Below are 24394 nucleotides of genomic sequence, written 5' to 3'. Positions count from 1 at the left end.
CGTGGTCAACTACCTCGACGCCGGCGATCTGCTCGTGCTGGCGACCGCCGTCACCGGCGGCGATCTCGTCGTGCGCGACTTAGGCCTGCTCGACTCCGCTGCTCACCGCCCCAGGGCGACCGTGCTCGGCGTCGAGGCCTACGACACGCTGTGGCTCAAGGCCTCCGCCCTGCTCGACTCCATCGTCCGCACCCGCCCCCTGTCCGAGGGCAACTGGCGCCTCGGCTGGGTGGCCGCCGTGACGCTGTGCGACATCAACGGCTGGTGGATCGAGGCCGAGGAGGACGACGCCCTCGAACTCGTCCGCTCCCTGGGGCGCGAGCAGGTCGACGTCCCCGGCATGGCCGCCCACCTGGAGGCGTGGGGCGTGCCCAAGGACGGCTGACCTGCCGGAGGTCGCGGGCCCGAAGGCGCGCGCGGCGAAACCCCAGGCGGGCGCGGAACCACCGCAGCGGGGGCGTTGACCGGGAACCGGGTCGGGTCCCTACCGTTCCGGGCGTGACGATCTCGATCGCCCAGGCCGCGGAGCGCAGCGGCCTGTCCATCGACACCCTGCGCTACTACGAGCGGATCGGGCTGCTTGACCCGCCCGCCCGCGACGCGGGCGGCAGGCGCGACTACAGCGAGGACGACCTCAGCTGGCTGGCCTTCCTGACCAGGATGCGCGCCACCGGGATGCCGATCAAGATGATGCGCGAGTACGCCCAGCTGCGGCACCGCGGCGACCCCGGCGCGGCCCGGCGGCGGCAGATCCTCGTGGAGCACCGGACGGCGGTGCGCGAGCGCGTGGCCGAGCTGAACGCCTGCCTGGAGGTGCTCGACTACAAGATCGAGCACTACGGCAGCCTGGAGCGCACGTTCGTGGAAGGCATCACCAGGGGCGCCACCGCCTGAGCGGGCCCCTGGGCAGCGGAAACGCAGGCACACGGACGGGGGACGGGCGAGGGGCGGGCGCGCGCGCCGAGTTGCCGCGTGATCGCTGATGGATAACATCGGCCCTGCGCGATGCCGCAGCCCAGGCTGCGACTGCCGCGATCCCGCCCCTGTCTCGCCGGCAGGGAGTGAGCCGGGGGAGCGAGCAGGTCCGCCCAGCACCGCGCACGCACCGCGCTGCACCACGCTCGCACAGGTCGCCGCCCGCGCTCACCGGGAGGCCGAACCGTCGCGAGGTGGTCATGGCCGCGCACTGGGCCGCGCTGCTCGTCCTGCTCCCGCCCCTGATCGGCCTCGCGCGCCACTGGCTCGTGCTGCGCTTCTTCCGCCGCGTCTACGAGCACGGCGGCGCCAAGGACCTCAAGGCCGCCGCCGAGGCCGTCCGCCGCACCAGGCCGTGGACCGCCGACCTCCAGACCCGGCGTCCCGGCGCCAGCGCGCCCCGTCCGGACCCGCCCCCGAGGGGGGACCGCCTGCCCGCCCGGCGCTCGGTGCGCAAGACTAGGGGCGTCCCCCCGCAAAGCGCGCTGGAGCGCCCGTCGAACCGGGGGGACGGCAACGGGGAGTGACCGGCGCGCAACCGGTGACCGCCCGGCGCGTCCTTGCAAGTGACAGGAGGGAGTCATGGACACTCGCAGCATCGCCACGATGGCGCGCAACCGCCGGATCATCTGGGGTGGCGGCGTCGGCCTCGCGGTCGGCCTGATCGGCTTCCCGCTGGTGCTCATGAGCGTGTGGCCCGGCGTCGACCACAGCCCGTGGAGCATCAACACGATGGTCCTCGCGGCCGGGGTCACCCTGTGCACGCTCAGCTACATCGGGATCCGCCTGGCGGTCTCGGCCTTCACCGACGACCGGGTCTCGCCGCCGGACAACCGGCCCTACCTGGTGGCCGGTGGTGCGGCGGCGATCGCCGTGCTCTGCCTGGTCATCGCGGTCATGGGCTGACCCTGGAGCCCTCCGCCGGACCGCGCGCGGCCGGCCTCAGTCGGCCAGCAGGTCCGACACGCGCCCGCGCAGGGCGCCCAACCGCTCACCCGCTCGGGCACGGGCCGGGGCCAGGTCGGCGGGGTCCGCCACGGGCTCCACGACCTCCAGGTAGGCCTTCAGCTTCGGCTCCGTGCCCGAGGGGCGCACCACGACCCGCACGCCGTCCTGCGTCAACCGCACGACGTCCGCGCCGGGCAGCAGGTCCTCGAACGCGAACCCCTCCGGCGGCGACTGCCGCAGCCGCGCCATGAGCGCCCCGATCCGGCTCAGGTCGGTGAAGCGCAGCGACACCTGGTCGGTCAGGTGCAGCCCGTGCTCCAGCGCCAGCTGGTCCAGCGCGTCCAGCAGCGTGCGCCCCGACGCCTTCAGCGTGGCCGCCAGGTCGCAGGCCACCACGGCCGCCGAGATGCCGTCCTTGTCGCTGACGTGCGCCGGGTCGACGCAGTGCCCCAGCGCCTCCTCGTACGCGTACACCAACCGCTCACCGGCCCGCACCAGCCACTTGAACCCGGTCAGCGTCTCCGCGTACCGGGCCCCGTGCGCCTGCGCGACGCCGCGCAGCAGCGAGGACGACACGATCGTCGTGGCCACCAGCGGGTCGGGCTCCTCGGTGGTGCTCAGCACCAGCGACCCGAGCAGCACGCCCGTCTCGTCGCCGCGCAGCATCCGCCACGACCCGTCCCGCTCCCGCACGCCCAGCGCGCACCGGTCCGCGTCCGGGTCCAGCGCGATCGCCAGGTCCGCGTCGACCTGCGCGGCCAGCTCCAGCAGCCGGTCCGCCGCGCCGGGCTCCTCCGGGTTCGGGAACGCCACGGTCGGGAAGTCCGGGTCGGGCACGGCCTGCGCGCGCACCACGTGCACGTCGGTGAACCCGGCCCGGCTCAGCGCCTCCACGGCGGTCGCGCCGCCCACCCCGTGCATCGGGGTCAGCGCCACCCGCAGCCCGCGCGCGGACCCGCGCGGCAGCGACGACACCCGGCCCAGGTACTCGTCCAGCTCGTCCTCGGACACCTCGGTCCACGACTCGCTGGACGGCACCGACACCGCCGCCGCCACCTCGGAGATCGCCACCTCGATCTGCCGGTCGGCGGGCGGCACGATCTGCGAGCCGCCCTCCAGGTACAGCTTGTAGCCGTTGTCGGCGGGCGGGTTGTGCGAGGCGGTGATCTGCACGCCCGCCACCGCGCCGTGCCGCCGCACCAGGAACGCCACCAGCGGCGTCGGCAGCGGCCGGGGCAGCAGCCGCACGGTGAACCCGGCGGCGGCCAGCACCCCGGCCGCCGCGCGCGCGAAGTCCTCCGAGCCGTGCCTGGCGTCCCGGCCGACGAACACCAGGCCGCGCGCCCCGCCGCCCTGCTCGGCCAGCCACCGGGCCACCCCGGCGGTCGTGCGCACCACGACGGCCCGGTTCATCCCGTTCGGCCCGGCCCGCACCGGCCCGCGCAGCCCGGCGGTGCCGAACGTCAGCGGCCCGGACATCCGGTCGGCCAGCTCCTCCAGCGCCGCCGGGTCGCCGCCCATCGCCCCGGCCAGGACGCGCTGCAGCTCGGTGCGCGCCTCCATGTCCGGGTCGTCGGCGATCCAGCGGAACGCGGCGTCGCGCAGCGCGGGGGACAGCGTCATGCCCGCTCCACCAGCTCCCGCAGCAGCGCGCCCATGCGGCTCGCGGCGGCCTGGCCCGCCTCCAGGACCTCCTGGTGGTTCAGCGGCTCGCCGGTGATGCCCGCCGCCAGGTTCGTCACCAGGGACAGGCCGAACACCTCCACGCCCTCGGCGCGCGCCGCGATGGCCTCCAGCACCGTGGACATGCCGACCAGGTCGGCGCCCATGGTGCGCAGCATCCGGATCTCGGCGGGGGTCTCGAAGTGCGGGCCGGGCAGACCGGCGTACACGCCCTCCTCCAGGGAGGGGTCGATGCCGCGCGCGATCTCGCGCAGGCGCGGCGAGTACAGGTCGGTCAGGTCCACGAACCGGGCGCCCACCAGCGGGGACGACGCGGTCAGGTTCAGGTGGTCGCTGATCAGCACCGGCTGGCCCACCGACATGCCCTGGCGCAGGCCGCCCGCGGCGTTGGTCAGCACCACGGTCTTCACGCCCGCGGCGGCGGCGGTGCGCACGCCGTGCACGACCTTGGTGATGCCCTTGCCCTCGTAGCCGTGCGTGCGGCCCAGCACGACCAGCGCGTTCTTGTCGCCCACCCGCACCGAGCGGATGGTGCCGCCGTGCCCGACGGCGGTGGGGGCCTCGAAGCCGGGCAGCTCGCCCATGGGGATCTCGGCCTGCGCCTGGCCGATCAGGTCGGCGGCGGGCCGCCACCCGGAGCCGAGGACGACGGCGATGTCGTGCCGGTCGACCCCGGTCCTCTCGCTCAGCGCCCGCGCCGCGTCGGCGGCGAGCGCTTCCGGACTGGTGTTCTCACTCTTGGCGGTCACCGCGGGAGCCTAACTCCCGCCGGGGGCGGTCGCCGCAGGTCACCCGATCACGGTCAGCGTGGGCGCGATCGAGTCGAACAGCTGCTCCCGGCCCTGCTCCTCCTGCTCGGTCGGGAACACCACCTCCACCACCCACAGGTCGTTGCCCCTGGGCAGCACCCGCGCGTAGTGCGAGCGCCGGGTCTGGGCCGAGCCCGTCCCGGCGCGGGACTGCCCGTCGCGCGGGTGCTCGACGGTGTTGTAGCTGTACTGGACCGCGCCGTCCCGCCCGGCGTTCGGCAGCGGCTCGGTGGGCTGCTTCTCCTGGCCGGGGAAGTAGTTGTCCCCGCCCCAGCGCCCGGCCACCAGGTCCAGGTAGTTGTCCACGCTCAGGCCGGGGAAGAAGTCCGGGAACCGCTCGACCGTTACCTGCCAGCTGCCGGACGGGTCCACCAGCAGCACGGCGGTGCTGTTGGCCACGCCGCCGTTGCCGCTCTGCGTCACGAACGAGGTCCAGTCCGAGCCGACGTCGATGGTGAACCCGGCGCCCCGGTCGCCCTCCTTGGTGGCCGCGCGCAACTCCCGGCGCACCAGCGACACGGTCACCGTCGCGGGCGCGGACGGGGTGCGCTCGGCGCTCGACGCGGCGGGCGGGAGCAGCGGCCTGCCCGCCGCCGCGAGGGTCAGCACGAACCCGGAGCCCGCCCCGACGGCGAACAGCACGGTCGCCGCCAGCGCCAGCAGCACCGTGGCCAGCCCGGAGCGGCGGGCCGGGGGAGCGTCCGGGAAGTCGTACCCCTCGTCGTAGTCCGCGCCGTAGTCCTCGCCGTAGTCCGCGCCGTACTCGTGCGGGTGGTCGGTGACCTCGTGCGGCCCCGAGCGGCCCGACGAGCCGCCGGACAGCAGGAACGGCAGCGGGCCGGGGTCGGCGGCCAGCGGCGCGTCCGGCGCGGGCTCGGCGGAGCGCAGCCTCACCGGCTCGGGCCGCACCACCTCCACCACCGGTCTGGGCTCCGCGCCCTCCTCGAACGGGAAGCCGTCGGCGTCCGGCAGCAGCGGGCGCACCAGCCTGCGCACCTCGGACAGCGGCAGCCGCTCGGCCGGGTCCTTGCGCATCAGCCCGCCGACCACCTCGGCCAGCTCGCCGCACACGTCCGTGGACGGCACGTCGCCGTGCACCACCTGGTTGATGGTCTGCAGCGGGTTGTCGCCCTCGTAGGGCAGCTGGCCGGTCATCGCCGCGAACAGCGTCGCGCCCAGGCTCCACTGGTCGACCGCCTGCGTGACGACCCCGTCGGTGGCGATCTCCGGCGCGATGAACGCGGGCGTGCCCAGCGCGATGCCGCGCGAGGTCATGGTCGCCTCGGCCATGTTGCGGGCGATGCCGAAGTCGGTCAGCTTCACCCGGCCGTCCGCGGCGACCAGCACGTTGCCCGGCTTGACGTCCCGGTGCGTGATGCCCGCCCGGTGCGCGGCGTCCAACCCGGACGCGACCGCGTGCGCCACCACCGCCCCCTGCTCGGCGGTCAGCGGCCCGCAGCGGCGCACCACCTCCGCCAGCGACTCGGACGGCACCAGCTCCATCACCACGTACGGGTCGCCGTCGACCTGCACCACGTCGTAGATCGTCACCAGGTTCGGGTGGGCCAGCTGCGCGGCGGCGCGGGCCTCGCGCAGCGTGCGCTCCCGCAGCACCGCCGCCTCCCCGCCCGCCATCCCGGACGGCTGGAAGACTTCCTTCACGGCGACCGCGCGCCGCAGCACCTCGTCGTGCGCGGCCCAGACGGTCCCCATCGACCCGCTGCCCAGCACGTGGTGCAGGCGGTAACGGCCCGCGATGAGGCGCTCACTGTCCACCCGGCCATTGTCCACGAGCCGGGGGCCGCCCCAGCGCCGCTCGCGCCCGCCGCCGCCCGACCGGGCGGCACCGCAGTTCGGACGCCCGCAGCGGTCCCGGAACCCCCTAGCGGCAGGCCTTCCACGACCACGTCCGGGCCTGCGGAACCCCGCGACCGGCCCGCGGGCGCCGGTCACTCTCGGCGGTCGGCCCGCCTCCCACGCGGGTGAGCGCCCGTGCGCCCGGACCCGAGCAGTCCGCACCGGGGGACCAGGGGTCCCCCCAGACCCGCGCTGGCAGGTCGTTCCCGTTCCGGGCGACCGCCGACCCGTTCGGCGCCGTCCGTCGAAAGAGCGCCTAGCCCGCGCGCACGCCCGTCCGCGACACTGCGGGGCATGATTGAGCAGCCGGGCGAGCTGGCGCTGGCCGCCGAGTTCCCCGAACCCGACCGCGAGCGGTGGCTGGGCCTGGTCGAGGGCGTGCTCGGCAAGACCGGCGCCGAGTACGACTCGCTCGTCACCACGACCTACGACGGCATCGCCGTGCAGCCGCTGCACACCGCCGACGAGCCCCTGCCCGCCACCGGCCTGCCCGGCACGTTCCCGTTCACCAGGGGCGGCAGGCCGCAGGGCACCGCGCTGGGCTGGGAGATCCGCCAGCAGCACCGGGAGGCCGACCGCGAGGCGGTCGTGGCCGACCTGGAGAACGGCGTCGGCGCGCTGTGGCTCAGGGGGATCGCCGCCGCCGACCTGGAACCGCTGCTCGCCGAGGTCTACCTCGACCTCGCGCCGGTGGTGCTCGACGCGGGCGCCGACTTCGCCGCGTCCGGCCGGGAGCTGCTGCGGATCTGGGGCGAGCGGTCCGCGCCGGGCAGCGAGCTGGCGGGCAACCTCGGCGCCGACCCGCTCGGCGCCCTCGCCGCCACCGGGCAGGAGCCCGACACCGCCGCCCTGCTCGACCTGCTGCCGCGCCTGGACCCGTTCCCGGCCGCCAGGCTGATCGCCGTCGACGCCCTGCCGCACCACAACGCGGGCGGCTCCGACGCGCAGGAGCTCGGCGCCTCGCTCGCCGCGGGCGTGGCCTACCTGCGGCTGCTCACCGACGCGGGCCTGCCCGTCGCGCGCGCCGCGCGGCTGCTGGAGTTCCGCTACGCCGCCACCGCCGACCAGTTCCTCACCACCGCCAAGCTCCGCGCCGCCCGCAGGCTGTGGGCCCGCGTCACCGAGGTGTGCGGCGAGCCGACCCCGCAGGTCCAGCACGCCGTGACGTCCCCGGCGATGATGACCCGCCGCGACCCGTGGGTGAACATGCTGCGCACCACGATCGCCTGCGCGGGCGCCGGGATGGGCGGGGCCGACGCGATCACCGTGCTGCCGTTCGACCACGCCATCGGCCTGCCCGACGACTTCTCCCGCCGCATCGCCCGCAACACCCAGTCGGTGCTGCTGGAGGAGTCGCGGCTGTCGGCGGTGATCGACCCGGCGGGCGGCTCCTGGTACGTGGAGCGGCTCACCGAGGACCTCGCCAGGGCTGCGTGGCGCTGGTTCCAGGAGATCGAGGCCGAGGGCGGGCTCGCCGCCGCCCTGCGCTCCGGCCTGGTCGCCGACCGGCTCGCCGCCACCTGGGAGCGCCGCCGCGCCAACCTCGCCGACCGCACCGACGCCATCACCGGGGTCAGCGAGTTCCCGAACCTGGGCGAGAAGCCCGTCGTGCGCCGCCCCGCCCCGTCGGAACCCGGCGGCGGGCTGCCCGTCATCCGCTACGCCCAGGACTTCGAGGCGCTGCGCGACCGCGCCGACGCCGCCCCCGAGCGGCCCAGGGTCTTCCTGGCCACGCTCGGACCGGTCGCCGCGCACACCGCCCGCGCCACCTTCGCCGCCAACCTGCTCCAGGCGGGCGGCGTCGAGACCCCGCAGGCCGGTCCCACGAGGACCACCGACGACGTCGTCGCGGCGTTCCGCGCCAGCGGCGCCCGCGTCGCCTGCCTGTGCGGCAGCGAGAGCTCCTACGCGGAGCTGGCCGCCCCCACCGCCGACGCCCTGCGCGCGGCGGGCGCCGAGCGCGTCCTGCTCGCGGGCAAGCGCTCCGACGCGACCGTCGACGACCACCTGTTCCTGGGCTGCCCCGCGCTGGACGTGCTCGGGCGCACCTTCGAGTCCCTCGGAGTCCCGCGATGATCCCCGACTTCAGCCGGGTCGACCTCGGCGAGCCGACCGGCCCCGACGACCGGGCGCGGTGGCAGGCCGCGCTGCAGGAGGCCACCGGCAAGGGCGCCGACGCGCTCGCCTGGGAGACCCCGGAGGGCATCGGCGTCAAACCGGTCTACACCGCCGAGGACCTGGCGGGCCTGGACTTCCTGCGCACCTACCCCGGCGTCCCGCCGTACCTGCGCGGCCCGTACCCGACCATGTACGTCAACCAGCCGTGGACCATCCGGCAGTACGCCGGGTTCTCCACCGCCGAGGAGTCCAACGCCTTCTACCGCCGCAACCTCGCGGCCGGGCAGAAGGGCCTGTCGGTCGCGTTCGACCTGGCCACCCACCGGGGCTACGACTCCGACCACCCGCGCGTGGCGGGCGACGTGGGCATGGCGGGCGTGGCCATCGACTCCATCTACGACATGCGCCAGCTCTTCGACGGCATCCCGCTGGACCGGATGAGCGTGTCGATGACCATGAACGGCGCGGTGCTGCCCGTGCTGGCGCTGTACGTCGTGGCCGCCGAGGAGCAGGGGGTGGAGCCGGCGAAGCTGGCCGGGACCATCCAGAACGACATCCTCAAGGAGTTCATGGTCCGCAACACCTACATCTACCCGCCGAGGCCGTCGATGCGGATCATCTCCGACATCTTCGCCTTCACCTCGCGGTCCATGCCGAAGTTCAACTCCATCTCCATCTCCGGCTACCACATGCAGGAGGCCGGGGCGACCGCCGACCTGGAGCTGGCCTACACGCTCGCGGACGGCGTCGAGTACCTGCGCGCAGGCCGCGGCGCCGGGCTGGACGTGGACGCGTTCGCGCCCCGGCTGTCGTTCTTCTGGGCCGTGGGCATGAACTTCTACATGGAGATCGCCAAGCTCCGCGCCGCCCGGCTGCTGTGGGCCAAGCTGGTCAAGGGCTTCGAGCCGAGGTCGCCGAAGTCGCTGTCGCTGCGCACGCACTGCCAGACCTCCGGCTGGTCGCTGACCGCGCAGGACGTGTTCAACAACGTCGCCCGCACCTGCGTGGAGGCGATGGCCGCCACCCAGGGCCACACCCAGTCGCTGCACACCAACGCGCTCGACGAGGCGCTGGCGCTGCCCACCGACTTCTCCGCCCGGATCGCCCGCAACACCCAGCTGCTGATCCAGCAGGAGTCCGGCACCACGCGGGTGATCGACCCGTGGGGCGGCAGCGCGTTCGTGGAGCGGCTCACCCACGACCTCGCGCACCGGGCGTGGGCGCACATCACCGAGGTGGAGGCGGCGGGCGGCATGGCCGCCGCGATCGACGCGGGCATCCCCAAGCTGCGCATCGAGGAGGCCGCCGCCCGCACCCAGGCGCGCATCGACTCCGGCAGGCAGCCGGTGATCGGCGTCAACAAGTACCTGGTGGACGCGGACGAGCAGATCGAGGTGCTCAAGGTCGACAACGCGGGCGTGCGGGCCAGCCAGCTCGCGAAGCTGGAGCGGCTGCGCGCCGAGCGCGACCAGTCCGAGGTGGACGCCTCGCTGGACGCGCTCACCCGCGCGGCGGGCGCCGACACCGGTGGCGCGGCGGGGAACCTGCTGGAGCTGGCCATCTCCGCCGCCCGCGCCAAGGCCACGGTCGGGGAGATCTCCGAGGCCCTCGGCAAGGTCTGGGGACGCCACTCCGCCCAGATCAGGACCATCACCGGCGTGTACCGCGAGGAGGTCGGGGCCGTGTCCAACGTGGAGGGCACCCGCGCACTGGTCGCCGCGTTCGCCGAGGAGGAGGGCCGCCGCCCGCGCGTCCTGGTCGCCAAGATGGGGCAGGACGGGCACGACCGCGGCCAGAAGGTGATCGCGACCGCGTTCGCCGACCTCGGCTTCGACGTCGACGTCGGCCCGCTGTTCCAGACCCCGGACGAGGTGGCGCGGCAGGCCGTGGAGGCCGACGTGCACGTGGTCGGCGTGTCCTCGCTGGCCGCGGGCCACCTGACCCTGGTGCCCGCGCTGCGCGAGGCGCTGGCCGGGCTGGACCGGGACGACATCATGATCGTGGTCGGCGGCGTGATCCCGCCGCAGGACTTCGCGGCGCTGCGGGAGGCGGGCGCGTCGGCGATCTTCCCGCCCGGCACGGTCATCGCCGAGGCCGCCGCCGACCTGCTGCGCGAGCTGTCGGCCAGGCTCGGGCATGGCTAGGCGGCTCACCGCGGCCGAGTACGCCGAGGGGGTGCTGGGCGGCAGCAGGGCCGTGCTCGCCCGCGCCATCACCCTGGTCGAGTCCACCCGGCCGGACCACCGCGAGCTGGCGCAGGAGCTGCTGGTCGAGCTGCTGCCCCGCTCCGGCGGCGCGCACCGGGTCGGCATCACCGGGGTGCCGGGCGTCGGCAAGTCCACGTTCATCGACGCCTTCGGCACCATGCTCACCGAGCGCGGCCACCGGGTCGCGGTGCTGGCCGTCGACCCGTCGTCCACCCGCACCGGCGGCAGCATCCTCGGCGACAAGACCCGCATGGCCCGGCTGTCGGTGGACCAGCGCGCGTTCATCCGGCCCTCGCCGACCTCCGGCACGCTCGGCGGCGTCGCCAAGGCCACCCGCGAGTCGATCGTGCTGGTGGAGGCGGCCGGGTACGACGTGGTGCTCGTGGAGACCGTGGGCGTCGGGCAGTCCGAGACGGCGGTGGCGAACATGACGGACTGCTCGCTGCTGCTCACCCTGGCCCGCACCGGCGACCAGCTCCAGGGCATCAAGAAGGGCGTGCTGGAGCTGGCCGACGTGGTCGCGGTCAACAAGGCGGACGGCGAGCACGCGCTGGAGGCCCGCAAGGCGGCCCGCGAGCTGGCGGGCGCGCTGCGGCTGCTGCGCGCGCACGACGCGCCGTGGCACCAGCCGGTGCTCACCTGCAGCGGGCTCGACGGGACCGGGCTGGACGAGGTGTGGCGGCAGGTGGAGAAGCACCGGGCCGCGCTGGAGGAGGCCGGGCTGCTGGCCCGGCGGCGCAGCGACCAGCAGGTCGGGTGGGCGTGGGCGATGGTGGAGGACCGGGTGCTCGGCGGGCTGCGGGCCGATCCGGGCGTGCGCGCGGAGGCCCCCGAGCTGGAGCTGGCGGTGCGGGAGGGGCGGCTCACCGCCACCCTCGCGGCGGAACGCATCCTCGAACTATTCACTCGCCGTTGAGAATCACTGGTTCAGGTGACCACTGACAGTGGTAACCAGACGGTGCGATGACTAGTCTGAGTAACCATGTGGCGTTCTGTGCTCGCGGTGTGGCTCTTCGCGGTCGTCTGCGCTGTCGGCACGCCCGCCACAGCGGCGGCGACGCCGGAGCCGCAGGTCAGCGCGCTCTCCGCCCCGGTGGTGGACGCGCGCCTCCAGCAGCCGGGGGACACCCCCGCGCCCGGTGGCACCGAGACCGGGGCCCCCGCGCCGACCGGGACCGAGACCGGCCAGCCCTCGGGCGACCAGTCACCCGGAGTCAGCAGCGAGACCAAGCGCAAGCTGTGGCTCGGCGCGATCGCGCTGCTCCTGTTCGGCGGCGTCTTCTGGCGCAACAAGCGCAAGTGGGACCGGCGCAAGTCGTAGTCGCGGCGACCTCCGGCGCGCGGCCCCGACGCGGGCCGCGCCCGTCCGACCCGCCGTCGAACCGGTCACCGAACGACGGCGTGTCGGTCACCCCGCCGTGGTGGCGCGGTTCACCCCACGACCCGTTCCGGCGGCCCGGCGCAGGTCACGGCCCTCCCATCCAGTGGGAGGCCGGTCTCTCAGCTGCTGGGAGCAGTCGGGCGGTATATGGTCCCCTGACAGGTGCACCGGCGCGCTTGATCGGTCTGACCGAACTTCGTCGCACCGTTTGGCGCACCCCCGTGACCGGCCGCCGGTTGATCAAGGTGGGGAGCGTCACGCCCGCCGGGGCTGGTGCAGGATGGACGCAAATGGGTACCGACTTCAAGAAGCGCACGCGCTCGGCGGTCGAGCGCCACTCCGACGCGCTGGTCGCCCTGTCCCACAGCATCCACGCCGAGCCCGAGCTGGCGTTCCAGGAGCACCGCAGCGCCGCCAAGGTCGCCGACCTCCTGGAGGGCTCCGGCTTCGAGGTGGAGCGCGGCACGGCGGACCTGGAGACGGCCTTCACCGCCACGTGCGGCAGCGGTGACCTGGTCGTGGCGCTGTGCGCCGAGTACGACGCCCTCCCCGAGGTGGGCCACGCCTGCGGCCACAACGTGATCGCCGCCGCGTCCACCGGCGCGGGCCTCGCGCTGCGCGACCTCGCCGACGAGCTGGGGCTGACCGTCAAGGTGATCGGCACCCCGGCCGAGGAGGTCGGCGGCGGCAAGGTCCTGATGCTGGAGCGCGGCGCGTTCGACGGCGTCGGCCTGGCGATGATGGTCCACCCCGCCCCCTACGAGGCGGTGGCGGCCCGCTCGCTCGCGCTCACGGACCTGGAGGTCCGCTACACCGGCCGCCCCTCGCACGCCGCCGCCGCGCCCCACCGGGGCATCAACGCGGGCGACGCGCTCACCGTCGCGCAGGTCGCCATCGGACTGGCCAGGCAGCACTTCGAGCCCGGCCAGATGATCAGCGGCGTCGTGACCAGGGGCGGGGCCGCCCCCAACATCATCCCCGCGCACACCTCAGCCGTGTACGACCTGCGAGCCGACGACCTCGACTCGCTCACCGGCCTGGAGGAGCGCATCAGGAACTGCTTCCGCGCGGGAGCGGTGGCGACCGGCTGCGACCACGAGGTCGTGCAGGTCTCGCCCCCCTACGCGGAGCTGACCCCTGACCAGTGGCTCGCGGACGCCTACCGGCGCGCTGCAACGGAACTGGGCAGGAACCCGATGAGTCCCGAAGAGGAACAGCGGGAGAAGATCGGCAGCACGGACATGGGCAACATCACCCGCGCGCTGCCGTCGATCCACCCGACCATCGCAATCGACTGCGGAGACGCGGTGAACCACCAAATCGAGTTCGCTACTGCCTGCGCGTCGGCTTCCGCCGACCGCGCCCTGCTCGACGGGGCGCTCGCCCTCGCCTGGACCGCGATCGCCGCGGCGTCCGACGCCGACCAGCGGGCCAGGTTGATCGCCGGGGCGGTGGGGGCGTCGTGACGATCCTCGACTCGCGTCCCGAACTGCCGAGTGAGAAGGGCTCCGAAGTGCTGCTGACCGAGCGCGGGGTCAGCATTGCCCCTGTGGACGACCTGGGTGAGGGCCGAGGCCCCTCGTGGCTGGACGACTGGCTGTCGGCGAACGGGTCCGAGGTCATCGCCTGGCGGCGGCACATCCACGCGCACCCGGAGCTGTCCCGCAAGGAGTACCGCACCACCGAGCTGATCGGCGACGTGCTGCGCTCGGCAGGGCTCAAGCCCAGGGTGCTGCCCGGCGGCACCGGCCTGGTGTGCGACGTGGGCAGCGGCCCCCGGTGCGTGGCGCTGCGCGCCGACATCGACGCCCTGCCGCTGCGCGAGAACACCGGCGCGCCGTACGCGTCCGAGGTCGACGGGGTGTCCCACGCGTGCGGCCACGACGCCCACACGACGGTGCTGCTGGGCGCGGCGCTGGCGCTGGCGTCGGCCACCGAGCTGCCCGGCCGGGTGCGGCTGGTGTTCCAGCCCGCCGAGGAGATCATGCCCGGCGGCGCGCTCGACGTGCTCGCGGCAGGCGGCCTCGACGGGGTCGAGCGGATCTTCGGCCTGCACTGCGACCCCCGGCTCCAGGCCGGGCGGATCGGCACCAGGGTCGGCGCGATCACGTCCGCGTCGGACCTGCTGGAGCTGCGCCTGACCTCCCCCGGCGGCCACACCTCCCGCCCGCACCTGACCGCCGACCTGGTGCACGCGCTCGGCACGGTGATCACCGGGCTGCCGACGCTGCTGTCGCGCCGGGTCGACCCGAGGTCCGGCACGGTGCTCGTGTGGGGCGCGGTGCACGCGGGCGAGGCGGCCAACGCGGTGCCGCAGGACGGCGTGCTGCGCGGGACCCTGCGCACCGGCGACCGGGACATCTGGGCCGAGCTGGAGCCGCTGGTCAAGGAGCTGGTGTCGTCCCTGCTGGCCCCGCTGGGCGTCGGCTTCGACCTGCACCACCGCAGGGGCGTGCCGCCCGTGGTGAACGACCGCGAGTCGACCATGCTGCTGCGCGCGGGCATCGAGGCCGCGCTGGGCGAGGACGCGCTGGCGGGCACCCAGCAGTCGTCGGGCGGCGAGGACTTCGGCTGGTACCTGGAGCACGTGCCGGGCTCGTTCGCGCGCCTGGGCGTGTGGGACGGCGAGGAGCCCCCGCGCGACCTGCACCAGCCGACGTTCAACCTGGACGAGCGGGCGCTGATGGTCGGCGTGCGCGTCATGGTGCACACGGCGCTGGCGGCGCTGGCCTAGTCGGTCCCGCACCCGCCCCGCCACCGCGTCCGGTGGCGGGGCGGGGTGCTGTCCGCGGACTCGCCGTTCGGGTCCGCGCGTCAGGCGTCGGGGCTGTTCGGTCAGCGGGCCGCGTCGGTGAGGCCGACGAGCTCGGGGCGCTTCTCGGGCCTGCCCCGGTCCAGGACCTCGTGCAGCCAGCCGTAGGCGGTGAAGCCGCCTTGGCGGAGACGCAGTGCGTGTCCGTGCCGAGGGCGATCTCCTGCTCGTCCACCAAGCCGCCCTCGTCCTCGTCGAACCCGAGCTCCGTCGCGGTCATCCCGTCCCCCCTCTCCCGGCCAGGTCCCAGCCGTCGGCCTGCCACGCCGGGTGCGCCGCCGCCGACAGCCACAGCGCCACCGCCGTCAGGCCGATCAGCCAGACCGCCGCGGCGTGCGTCCGCGGGACCTCGCGCGGCAGGCCCCGGTCGACCTCGGACGCGCCCAGCCGCGCGACCACCCCGAGCCCGGCGGCGACCACGACCAGCGCGGGCCGGCACAGCCGCGGCAGCACGGCGCGCAGCACCCCGGCGTCCCGATCGGCCACCCGCCGCGCGGACACCTCGAACCGCGTCACCAGCGCACCGCCGGACGGTGATCCGGCGCCCAGCGCCCCCCTGCTGGCGGGGGCCCTCACCCGTTCAGCCCCGCCGCCGGTGAGACGCCGCCGCCCGGCCCACGCACGAGGCGCGGACCGGGCGGCGGGAACATCGCTCGGCGGGGGTTCAGCGCGGCATCAGGACACCGGCTCGACCAGCTCCGGCCGCACCTCCGGCGCCGCCGCCCGCACCGCGTCGGCGGCCTGGTCGCTCGGCTCGTCCTGCGAGGCCCGCTCGGCCTCCACTCGCGCCGTGTACACCTCGACCTCGCGCGCGATCGCGGCCTCGTCCCAGCCCAGCACCCCGGCCATCAGCCCGGCCACGGCCTCGGCCGACTCGACGCCCCGGTGCGGGTACTCGATCGAGATCCGGGTGCGCCTGGTCAGCACGTCCTCCAGGTGCAGCGCGCCCTCGTGCGAGGCCGCGTACACCACCTCGACCTGGAGGTAGTCCGGCGAGCCGGGGATCGGCTTGAGCAGCTCCGGCGAGTCCGCCGCCAGCGCCAGCACCTCGTGCACCAGCGAGCCGTACCGGTCCAGCAGGTGCCGCACCCGGTACGGGTGCAGGCCGTGCTCGGCCGCCAAGTGGTCGGCCTGGTTCACCAGCGCGTGGTACCCGTCCGCGCCCACCAGCGGCACCTTGTCGGTGATCGACGGCTGGATGCGGCCGGGCAGGTCGACCGACGCCGCGTTCACCGCGTCCGCGCCCATCACCCGGTAGGTGGTGTACTTGCCGCCCGCGATCGCGACCAGGCCGGGGGCGACCCGCGCCACCGCGTGCTCGCGCGACAGCTTCGACGTGGACTCGCTCTCCCCGGCCAGCAGCGGTCGCAGGCCCGCGTACACGCCCTCGATGTCCTCGTGCGCCAGCGGCGTCGCCAGCACGCTGTTGACCTGGGCGAGCAGGTAGTCGATGTCGGCCTTGGTGGCGGCCGGGTGCGACAGGTCCAGGTTCCAGTCCGTGTCGGTGGTGCCGATGATCCAGTGGTTGCGCCACGGGATCACGAACAGCACGGACTTCTCGGTGCGCAGGATCAGCCCGGTCTCGGACACGATCCGGTCCCTGGGCACCACGATGTGCACGCCCTTGCTGGCCCGCACCCGGAACCGGCCCCGGCTGCCGGACAGCCGCTGCAGCTCGTCGGTCCACACGCCGGTCGCGTTGATCACCGCGTGCGCCCGGACGTCGGTCTCCCGGCCGTCCTCCACGTCGCGCACCCGCACGCCGGACACCCGGTCCGACTCGTGCAGGAAGTCGATGACCTGCGTCGACGACCGCACGACCGCGCCGTAGTGGGCGGCGGTGCGCCCGACCATCATGGTGTGCCGCGCGTCGTCGGCCTGCGCGTCGAAGTAGCGGATGCCGCCGATCAGCGCGTCCTGCTTGAGCGAGGGCGCCAGCCGCAGCGCGCCCGAGCGGCTCAGGTGCTTCTGGCCGGGCACCGAGCGCGCGCCGCCCATGGTGTCGTACATCAGCAGCCCGGCGGCGGTGTACGGCCGCTCCCACACCCGGTTCGTCAGCGGGTACAGGAAGCTCACCGGCTTGACCAGGTGCGGCGCGATCTTGGTGAGCATCAGCTCCCGCTCGCGCAGCGCCTCCCTGACCAGGCCGAACTCCAACTGCTCCAGGTAGCGCAGGCCACCGTGGAAGAGCTTGCTCGACCGGCTGGACGTGCCCGACGCGAGGTCGCGGGCCTCCACCAGGGCGACCTTCAGGCCCCTGGTGGCGGCGTCCAGGGCCGCGCCGACGCCGACCACGCCGCCGCCGACGATCACCAGGTCGAAGGTCTCCTCACCGAGCCTGCGCCACGACCGCTCCCGGTCCTCGGGACCGAGCCTGCCCGTTGCGGAGGTTCGTGACGGGTTGCGCGTGGCCACTGGAAAGCGCCTCCTCGACGTGCTGTCCGACCGGTGGCCGCGCGCCCTCGGCGGCGCCGCCGGATCGTCCTAGCTGGACTGACACCCCCACGGTACCCGCTGTTGTGTCCGGTATGGACAAGTCGATCATGGCGATTTAACGTCACACTCCGTGGGATGGGCGACGACGCCGAGCCCGGCTGGTCGCCGTCCACCTGCACGAGAGGAGGTACGGCGACATGACCGCCGGTTCGATCTTCGTCTGGGAGACGCTCGGCACCGCCCTGCTCATCCTGCTGGGCGCGGGCGTCGTGGCCAACGTGACGCTCAAGGACTCGCTCGGCAAGGGCGGCGGCTGGCTGCTGGTCAACTTCGGCTGGGGTCTCGCCGTGTTCGTGGGCGCCAGCGTCTCGGCCCCCAGCGGGGCGCACCTCAACCCGGCCGTCACCCTCGGCCTGGCCGCCGCGGGCAAGACCGAGTGGGCCGACGTGCCGGTCTACTTCGCGGGGCAGATGATCGGTGCCATGCTCGGCGCGACGCTGGCCTGGCTGGCCTACAAGAAGCAGTTCGACAACCACGACGACCCGGCGGGCACCAGGGGTGTCTTCTGCACCGGGCCGACCGTCGCCAGCGCGCCGTGGAACGTGCTCACCGAGGTGATCGGCACGTTCGTGCTGGTCATCTGGATCCTGCTCAGCCCCGGCGTCGAGCTGGCCGCCGACGGCACCCCCAACTTCGGCAACTCCGCCCTGGGCTACGCGGGCGTGGCGTTCCTCGTCATCGGCCTCGGCGCCTCCCTCGGCGGCCCCACCGGCTACGCCATCAACCCGGCCCGCGACCTCGGCCCCCGCATCGTCTACGCGCTCCTGCCGATCAAGGGCAAGGGCAGCGCCGAGTGGGGCTACTCCTGGATCCCGGTGGTCGGGCCGCTGATCGGTGGCGCGCTCGCCGCACTCCTGTACCTGGCACTCCCGGTCTGACCGGGCCTCATCCGACGACGAAGGGCCACTGATGACGAAGTACGTCGCCGCCATCGACCAGGGCACGACCTCCACCCGGTGCATGGTCTTCGACCACTCCGGGCGGGTCGTCGCGGTCGACCAGAAGGAGCACGAGCAGATCTTCCCGAAGGCGGGGTGGGTCGAGCACGACGCCGAGGAGATCTGGCTGAACACGCGCCAGGTCGCGGCGGGCGCGCTGGCCAGGGCGGACCTGAACGCCTCGGACCTGGCCGCGGTCGGCATCACGAACCAGCGCGAGACCGCGCTGGTGTGGGACCGGACCACCGGCAAGCCGGTCTACAACGCGATCGTCTGGCAGGACACCCGCACGGACCGCATCTGCGCCGAGCTGGGCGCGCTGGGCGGCGGGCAGGAGCGGTACCGGGCGAAGACGGGCCTTCCGCTGGCCACGTACTTCTCCGGGCCCAAGGTCAAGTGGGTGCTCGACAACGTCGAGGGCGCGCGGGAGCGGGCCGAGGCCGGGGACCTGCTGTTCGGCAACATGGACACCTGGGTGCTGTGGAACCTGACCGGCGGGGTGCAGGGCGGCCTGCACGTCACGGACCCGACCAACGCGTCCCGCACGCTGCTGATGGACCTGGACACCCTGGACTGGGACGCGGAGATCGCGGCCGACATGGGCATCCCGCTGTCGATGCTGCCGGAGATCCGGTCGTCGTCCGAGGTGTACAGCGAGGTCAGGACGCGGGGGGCGCTGGAGGGCGTGCCGATCGCGGGCGTGCTCGGCGACCAGCAGGCGGCGACGTTCGGGCAGGCGTGCCTCTCGCCGGGCGAGGCCAAGAACACGTACGGCACCGGCAACTTCCTGCTGCTCAACACGGGCACCGAGAAGGTGATGAGCGAGAACGGGCTGCTCACCACCGTGTGCTACAAGATCGGCGACAAGGCCCCGGTGTACGCGCTGGAGGGGTCGATCGCGGTCACCGGGTCGCTGGTGCAGTGGCTGCGGGACAACCTGGGCATGATCGGGACCGCGGCGGAGGTCGAGCAGCACGCGCGGACGGTCGAGGACAACGGCGGGGCGTACTTCGTGCCCGCGTTCTCGGGGCTGTTCGCGCCGTACTGGCGGTCGGACGCGCGCGGGGCGATCGTCGGGCTGACCCGGTTCGTGAACAAGGGGCACCTGGCGCGGGCGGTGCTGGAGGCCACGGCGTACCAGTCGCGCGAGGTCATCGACGCGATGAACGCGGACTCCGGCGTGCCGCTGAAGTCGCTGAAGGTGGACGGCGGGATGGTCGTCAACGAGCTGCTGATGCAGTTCCAGGCGGACATCCTCGGGGTTCCGGTGATCCGGCCGGTGGTGAACGAGACCACGGCGCTGGGCGCGGCCTACGCGGCGGGGTTGGCGGTCGGGTTCTGGGAGTCGGAGGACGACATCCGGCAGAACTGGGCCCAGGACAAGCAGTGGGACCCCGCGATGGACGACTCGCTGCGGGAGAAGCAGTACCGGAGCTGGAAGAAGGCCGTGACGAAGACCTTCGACTGGGTGGAGGACGAGGACTGAGCTCGGCCACGGGTGAAGGGCTGCGAGCTGAAGGTCACAAGCTCAAGAGCTGAAGGTCAAGAGCTGAAGGGCACGCCTCGCCGGCGGGGCAGACCTCCAAAAAAGAGGGGGACGAGCCCTGCCGGCTGGTGACCGTTGGTGTGGTGGTCCGGTTTACCACTGCGGTGGGCGGGGTCCCTCTTCTCCGTTTGGCCTCCTTTCAGGCAAGCACGCTCGTCAAGACGCCGTTGGGCACCCCGGTCTTCCGGGCAGTGCGGCGGCATCTTGACAAGCGTGCTCGGGCTTCGCCAGGCCAAACGGAGAAGAGGGACGCGGGATTGGCTGGCTGCGGGCTCGCTGCGCTCGCCCCGCAGCCCGCGAAGCGGTGAGGGGCTCAGTCCAGGTCGTCGTGCCGCATCAGCTGCCGGCCCGCCTCGGTGATCGAGCCCGTCAGCGACGGGTACACCGAGAACGTCGTCGCCAGGTCCTCCACGGTCAGCTGGTTCTGCACCGCCAGCGCGATCGGCAGGATCAGCTCGCTCGCCGTCGGGCCCACGACCACGCCGCCGATCACCACGCCGGTCGCCGGGCGGCAGAAGAGCTTCACGAAGCCGCGGCGCAGGCCCTCCATCTTGGCCCTCGGGTTGGTCGCCAGGGGCAGCATGACGGTTCGGGCCGGGACCTCGCCGGAGTCGATCGCCTGCTGGCTGATGCCGACCGTGGCGATCTCCGGGTTCGTGAACACGTTCGCCGCGACGGTCTTCAGCTTGATCGGGCTCACGCCCTCGCCCAGCGCGTGCCACATCGCGATCCGGCCCTGCATCGCCGCGACCGACGCCAGCAGCAGCACGCCCGTGCAGTCGCCCGCCGCGTACACGCCCGGCACCGTCGTGCGCGACACCCGGTCCACCGGGATGTACCCGCCCTTGCCCAGCTCGACGCCGATCCGGTCCAGGCCGAGGCCCTCGGTGTTCGGGACCGAGCCGACGGTCATCAGGGCGTGGCTCGCCTCGACCACGCGGCCGTCCGCCAGGTGGATCCTCACGCCGTCGCCGGTGTTCTCCACCCGGTCCGCGCGCGCGTGCTTCACCACGGCGGTCCCGCGCTCGGCGAACACGTCCTCCAGCACGGCCGCCGCGTCGGCGTCCTCGTGCGGCAGGACGCGGTCCCGGCTCGACACCATGGTGACCTTCACGCCCAGCTCGGTGTACGCCGACGCGAACTCCACGCCCGTCACGCCCGAGCCGATCACCGCCAGGTGCTCGGGCAGCTCCGGCAGGTCGTACAGCTGCCGCCAGTTCAGCACCCGCACGCCGTCCGGCTCCGCGCCCGGCAGCACCCTCGGGGTGGCGCCGGTGGCGATCAGCACGACGTCCGCCTCCAGCACCTCCTCGGACCCGTCCTCGGTCCGCGCCAGCACCCGGTGCTGCGCCAGGCCGCGCTCGTCGTCGCGGAACTCGGCGCTGCCGATGATGATCCGCACGCCCTCGCGCTGGAGCCGCGCCCGCACGTCCGCGGACTGCGCCAGCGCCAGGCCCTTCACCCGACCGTGCACGACGGGGAGCTCGACCGCAGCCTCGGTGTCGTCCGTCCGGATGCCCAGCTCACCCGCGCTGCGGAACGCCGACCGACTGGCGGCGGAGGCGATGAACGCCTTCGACGGCACGCAGTCGTACAGCACGCACGCGCCACCGAGGCCCTCGCGCTCGATGACGGTCACGTCCGCGCCGTGCTGAGCCGCGACCAGCGCCGCCTCGTACCCAGCGGGCCCACCGCCCATGATGACGATGCGGGTCACGGGGGGTTCCTCTCTGTCCAGAAGACAACGGGTGTCCGGATCGACAACCGCTCACAACCGTACGAACCGTACGCGGTCGGGTGTCGCAGCGTGTCGCGCGGTCTTCTCGACCCTCCGGGTGATCTCGATGTCGCTAGGCTGTCGGCGTGCCGCTCTATGCCGCGTACGGGTCCAACATGGACCCGAACCAGATGAAGGAGCGAGCCCCGTACTCCCCCATGGCGGGGACCGGCTGGCTCGTCGGATGGCGTCTGACGTTCGGTGGCGAGGACCTCGGCTGGGAGGGCGCGCTCGCCACCATCGTCGAAGATCCCGACTCCCAGGTGTTCTGCGTCCTCTACGACGTCAGCACCCTCGACGAGTCGAGCCTGGACCGCTGGGAGGGTGCCCTCGGGCTCTACAAGAAGATCAGACTGCGCGTGCAGACCATGGAGGGCTCCGAGGTCGCCTGGCTGTACGTGCTGGACGCCTACGAGGGCGGCCTGCCCTCGGCCCGGTACATCGGCGTGGTGGCGGACGCGGCGGAGGCCGCGGGCGCGCCCGACGACTACGTGGCCGACCTGCGCGTCCGCCCGTGCCGCAGCGTCGGCCCGCAGGGGCCCCAGTGACCCGGTGAGGACCCGGTGACGCGGTGAGCGCGTGACCGGGAGGCGGCCCCGCCCACGGCGGTGGGGCCGCGCGACGGGCCGGTCGCACGACCAGCGGTGTCGCCTGAAGCGGTGAACTTCGGGCACCGGGAACGATCAGCGGGCGATCAGCGGGGGGCTATCATCCGCGCCGCGCCCCCCGCGCCGACCCGCGAGCGCCGCCCGAGGCGGGCCGTCCCGGCTAGGACGGCGTCTCCGCGAGCAGCTCCTCCAGGTGGTGCACCATCCGCCGGAAGTCCACCGGCGCGACCGTGCTCCACGCGACCTGGCCCGGCTGGGCCCGCCGCATCTGCACGTACCGCCCCTCAGGGCCGTCGAAGAACGCCACGACCCGGTCCGGCCGCACCCGCTTGCCCCACTTGTCCCGCCCGGCCGCGCCGAACTGCCCGCGGTTCCCGGCGTCCCGGAACATCTCGGCCAGCACGTGCGCGTCCTCGCCCCGCAGCCCGCGCTCCTTGAGCCCGCGCTCCAGGTCCTCCGGCTCCAGCACGTCCGCCGCGGCGGCCTCCAGGTCGGCGCTGGGCAGGGTCACCGAGTGGCCCGGCCCCGGCCCGAGCGGCGGCACGGCGCTCAGCGCCTCGCGCGGCATCCCCTCGGCGGACGCCGCGCGCAGGGTGATCCGGTCGCCGTCGAGCACCGCCAGCGCGGCGGACTGCCCCTTGGCGGCGACCAGCACCCGCACGCTGCGCCCGTCCAGCCACAGCCTGCCGTCGACCTCGCGCTGCGGCCGGTTCAGCAGGTGCAGCAGGTCCTCCAGGGTGGGGTCCAGGTCCAGCCGCCTGCCGAGGCCGCGCAGCTCCAACCCCTCCCACGCCCGGTCCTCCAGCAGGCGCCGCTCCCCGTCGGTCTTGCCGGGGGAGGGCACCTTGAGCACCAGCGGCATGGTCTCCAGCCGCAGGTGCTCCCAGAGCACGTCGAACTCCAGCGCGGAGATGGTCACCGGGGCGCGCAGCTCGCTCTCGCCCAGGTCGAGGCCGAACGTGGTCATCGGTCGGACTGGTCCTCCCCGATCACCGGGGCCGCGCCCCGGCCGACCCCGTACATGTCGCCGGTCTCCCGCAGGTAGTCGGCGGCGTCGTGCAGCTGCTCCTCTTCCTCCTCGGCGCGGCGACCGCCGAGCCCGCCGAACGGGTCGAACGCCTGCCCCTGCGGGGCGAGCTGGACCGCCCGCCGGTGCGTGGTGTCCCCGCCGTTCTGGTTGGCCGCGCCCGCGAGCGCGCCCGCCGCGCCACCGGGGCCCATGGCCGCCGAGTGCTGCGCGTTGGCGGCGGTGAACGCGCCCAGCTCGCCGGAGCTGATGGCCGTGGTGCCGCTGGTCTGGCCGGGGGCGACCACGTGCAGGCCGTTCACCTCGGCCGCGCGCTGCCCGGTCGTGGTGTCGTGCCGCTCGGAGCCGTGCTGCTCGCCGTCCTTGCCGCGCCCCTTGGCCCCGGTCGTGCCGCCGACCCCGACGCCGCCGGTGGTGGGCTTGGCCGTGCCGGTGGTCTCGGAGCCGCGCGGGCCGGTGCCGCCGTTCGCCGGGTTCGCCTGCGAGACGTGCGTGCTGGAGCCGCCCTTGGTCGTGGTGGTGGCGGGCCTGGTCTCGGTCGTGGGCCTGGTGGCCGGGCGGGTCGCGCCGGGACCGCCCCGGCCGCCGCCGCGCGTGCCGCCGCGACCGCCGACGAGGCCGTGCCCGTAGGACACGCCCGCCGCGTCGCCCCGGACCACGTCGCCCGCGGTGATCGCCACCTGCGGGGGCTGGCTGAACTGGCCGAGGGTCGAGGTGTTCGCGGTCGTGCTGGAGGCGTACGTGGTCATGACGTCGCGGGCGCGCTGCTCGGCGATGTTCTGCGCGCGCTCCTGCACCTCGAAGTCGGTCTGCACGCCCACCAGGTGCGCGAGCCCGGACAGGATCGTGCCGGGGTCCTCGGCCGTCACCTTGACCGGCTCGGGCATGTCCGCGCGGGCCTTGGCGATGTAGTCGGCCTGCATCTGGGTGGAGGCGCGCATGATCACCGCGCCGGTCCTGGCGTGGTCCGCCCACTCGGCGAGCGGGTTGATGCCCGCGCGCGCCTGGTCGGCCGCGAGGCCCTGCCACTGCGCGCCGGAGCGCGCCACGCCCTCCTGGAGCTGCGCGTTGATCTCCACCAGCGCGCCCGCGATCCCCTCCCAGCGCTCCAGCGAGGTGAACGACGCCCTCGGGCCGGGGCCAGAGTTGATCTTCTTGTACAGCTCCTCGTGGCTGTAGCCGCTCCAGCGGTGCCCGTCGGACACAGGAAGC

At 74.0% G+C, this 24394-nt stretch carries 21 protein-coding genes; 13 read left to right on the top strand and 8 right to left on the bottom strand.

The window, feature by feature from the left end:
* The first annotated feature begins 1 nt into the window (after window position 1).
* The 4 genes from CNX65_RS31535 (at window position 2) to CNX65_RS31520 (ending at window position 1881) form a co-directional block, all read left to right on the top strand.
* The gene (locus CNX65_RS31535) at window positions 2-385 is read left to right on the top strand and encodes a type II toxin-antitoxin system death-on-curing family toxin (RefSeq protein ID WP_015805110.1); all 384 of its coding nucleotides are present in this window, start codon (window positions 2-4) and stop codon (window positions 383-385) included.
* A gap of 113 nt (window positions 386-498) precedes the next feature.
* Window positions 499-894, top strand: a complete 396-nt coding sequence (locus CNX65_RS31530) for a MerR family transcriptional regulator (RefSeq protein WP_096496992.1) — start codon at window positions 499-501, stop codon at window positions 892-894.
* Window positions 895-1175: 281 nt separating this feature from the next.
* The gene (locus CNX65_RS31525) at window positions 1176-1502 is read left to right on the top strand and encodes a hypothetical protein (protein ID WP_096496991.1); all 327 of its coding nucleotides are present in this window, start codon (window positions 1176-1178) and stop codon (window positions 1500-1502) included.
* Window positions 1503-1557: 55 nt separating this feature from the next.
* Window positions 1558-1881, top strand: a complete 324-nt coding sequence (locus CNX65_RS31520) for a hypothetical protein (protein ID WP_096496990.1) — start codon at window positions 1558-1560, stop codon at window positions 1879-1881.
* A gap of 36 nt (window positions 1882-1917) precedes the next feature.
* Here CNX65_RS31520 and CNX65_RS31515 read toward each other — a convergent pair whose 3' ends face one another.
* Genes CNX65_RS31515 through CNX65_RS31505 form a run of 3 tightly spaced genes read right to left on the bottom strand, consistent with a single transcriptional unit; the run spans window position 1918 to window position 6191 of the window.
* Window positions 1918-3546, bottom strand: a complete 1629-nt coding sequence (locus CNX65_RS31515) for a phospho-sugar mutase (RefSeq protein ID WP_096496989.1) — start codon at window positions 3544-3546, stop codon at window positions 1918-1920.
* A complete protein-coding gene (locus CNX65_RS31510) occupies window positions 3543-4355 on the bottom strand; it encodes a purine-nucleoside phosphorylase (protein WP_096496988.1) in 813 nt (270 codons plus the stop codon). The genes CNX65_RS31515 and CNX65_RS31510 overlap by 4 nt, the downstream gene beginning before the upstream one ends.
* A gap of 39 nt (window positions 4356-4394) precedes the next feature.
* A complete protein-coding gene (locus tag CNX65_RS31505; protein WP_096496987.1) occupies window positions 4395-6191 on the bottom strand; it encodes a serine/threonine-protein kinase in 1797 nt (598 codons plus the stop codon).
* A 375-nt stretch (window positions 6192-6566) separates the two neighbouring features.
* Here CNX65_RS31505 and CNX65_RS31500 point away from each other — a divergent pair, with 375 nt between their 5' ends.
* The 6 genes from CNX65_RS31500 to CNX65_RS31475 all read left to right on the top strand — a co-directional run bounded on the left by CNX65_RS31500 (window position 6567) and on the right by CNX65_RS31475 (window position 14712).
* Entirely contained in the window at window positions 6567-8348 is a 1782-nt protein-coding gene (locus CNX65_RS31500) for a methylmalonyl-CoA mutase family protein (protein WP_096496986.1), read from the top strand.
* On the top strand, window positions 8345-10534 hold the full coding sequence (scpA, locus tag CNX65_RS31495) for a methylmalonyl-CoA mutase (RefSeq protein WP_096496985.1): 2190 nt from the start codon (window positions 8345-8347) through the stop codon (window positions 10532-10534). The genes CNX65_RS31500 and scpA overlap by 4 nt, the downstream gene beginning before the upstream one ends.
* On the top strand, window positions 10527-11513 hold the full coding sequence (meaB, locus tag CNX65_RS31490; protein WP_096496984.1) for a methylmalonyl Co-A mutase-associated GTPase MeaB: 987 nt from the start codon (window positions 10527-10529) through the stop codon (window positions 11511-11513). Before scpA ends, meaB begins: the two co-directional genes overlap by 8 nt.
* A gap of 66 nt (window positions 11514-11579) precedes the next feature.
* Window positions 11580-11918, top strand: a complete 339-nt coding sequence (locus CNX65_RS31485; RefSeq protein WP_157767919.1) for a hypothetical protein — start codon at window positions 11580-11582, stop codon at window positions 11916-11918.
* A 350-nt stretch (window positions 11919-12268) separates the two neighbouring features.
* Window positions 12269-13444: a M20 family metallopeptidase gene (locus tag CNX65_RS31480; RefSeq protein ID WP_096496982.1), complete on the top strand. Its 1176-nt coding sequence runs from the start codon at window positions 12269-12271 to the stop codon at window positions 13442-13444.
* Window positions 13441-14712 (top strand): amidohydrolase, encoded by a 1272-nt coding sequence (locus CNX65_RS31475; RefSeq protein ID WP_096496981.1) that lies wholly within the window; start codon window positions 13441-13443, stop codon window positions 14710-14712. Before CNX65_RS31480 ends, CNX65_RS31475 begins: the two co-directional genes overlap by 4 nt.
* Before the next feature lie 294 nt (window positions 14713-15006).
* Here the strand turns inward: CNX65_RS31475 and CNX65_RS31470 are convergent, their stop codons facing one another.
* Window positions 15007-15306: a hypothetical protein gene (locus tag CNX65_RS31470; RefSeq protein WP_096496980.1), complete on the bottom strand. Its 300-nt coding sequence runs from the start codon at window positions 15304-15306 to the stop codon at window positions 15007-15009.
* A 159-nt stretch (window positions 15307-15465) separates the two neighbouring features.
* Entirely contained in the window at window positions 15466-17205 is a 1740-nt protein-coding gene (locus CNX65_RS31465; RefSeq protein ID WP_096496979.1) for a glycerol-3-phosphate dehydrogenase/oxidase, read from the bottom strand.
* 218 nt (window positions 17206-17423) lie between these two features.
* Here CNX65_RS31465 and CNX65_RS31460 point away from each other — a divergent pair, with 218 nt between their 5' ends.
* Both CNX65_RS31460 and glpK read left to right on the top strand, forming a co-directional pair.
* Complete coding sequence (locus CNX65_RS31460; RefSeq protein ID WP_096496978.1) at window positions 17424-18164, top strand: MIP/aquaporin family protein; 741 nt, start codon at window positions 17424-17426, stop codon at window positions 18162-18164.
* Window positions 18165-18195: 31 nt separating this feature from the next.
* Window positions 18196-19710, top strand: coding sequence for a glycerol kinase GlpK (glpK, locus tag CNX65_RS31455; RefSeq protein WP_096496977.1), 1515 nt, complete (start codon window positions 18196-18198; stop codon window positions 19708-19710).
* 373 nt (window positions 19711-20083) lie between these two features.
* Here the strand turns inward: glpK and CNX65_RS31450 are convergent, their stop codons facing one another.
* Window positions 20084-21487 (bottom strand): NAD(P)H-quinone dehydrogenase, encoded by a 1404-nt coding sequence (locus CNX65_RS31450; protein WP_096496976.1) that lies wholly within the window; start codon window positions 21485-21487, stop codon window positions 20084-20086.
* A gap of 146 nt (window positions 21488-21633) precedes the next feature.
* On the opposite strand from CNX65_RS31450, the gene CNX65_RS31445 reads away from it, so the two are divergent.
* Entirely contained in the window at window positions 21634-22095 is a 462-nt protein-coding gene (locus tag CNX65_RS31445) for a gamma-glutamylcyclotransferase family protein (RefSeq protein ID WP_096496975.1), read from the top strand.
* Window positions 22096-22315: 220 nt separating this feature from the next.
* Here the strand turns inward: CNX65_RS31445 and CNX65_RS31440 are convergent, their stop codons facing one another.
* Entirely contained in the window at window positions 22316-23122 is an 807-nt protein-coding gene (locus CNX65_RS31440; protein ID WP_096496974.1) for an ESX secretion-associated protein EspG, read from the bottom strand.
* Window positions 23119-24387, bottom strand: a complete 1269-nt coding sequence (locus CNX65_RS31435) for a PPE domain-containing protein (protein WP_096496973.1) — start codon at window positions 24385-24387, stop codon at window positions 23119-23121. Before CNX65_RS31435 ends, CNX65_RS31440 begins: the two co-directional genes overlap by 4 nt.
* Window positions 24388-24394 lie beyond the last annotated feature (7 nt).

The organism is Actinosynnema pretiosum, from assembly GCF_002354875.1.
Lineage (GTDB): Bacteria > Actinomycetota > Actinomycetes > Mycobacteriales > Pseudonocardiaceae > Actinosynnema > Actinosynnema auranticum.
The sequence above is the reverse complement of the archived record's forward strand: the minus strand, read 5'-3'. Positions and strand labels throughout refer to the sequence as shown.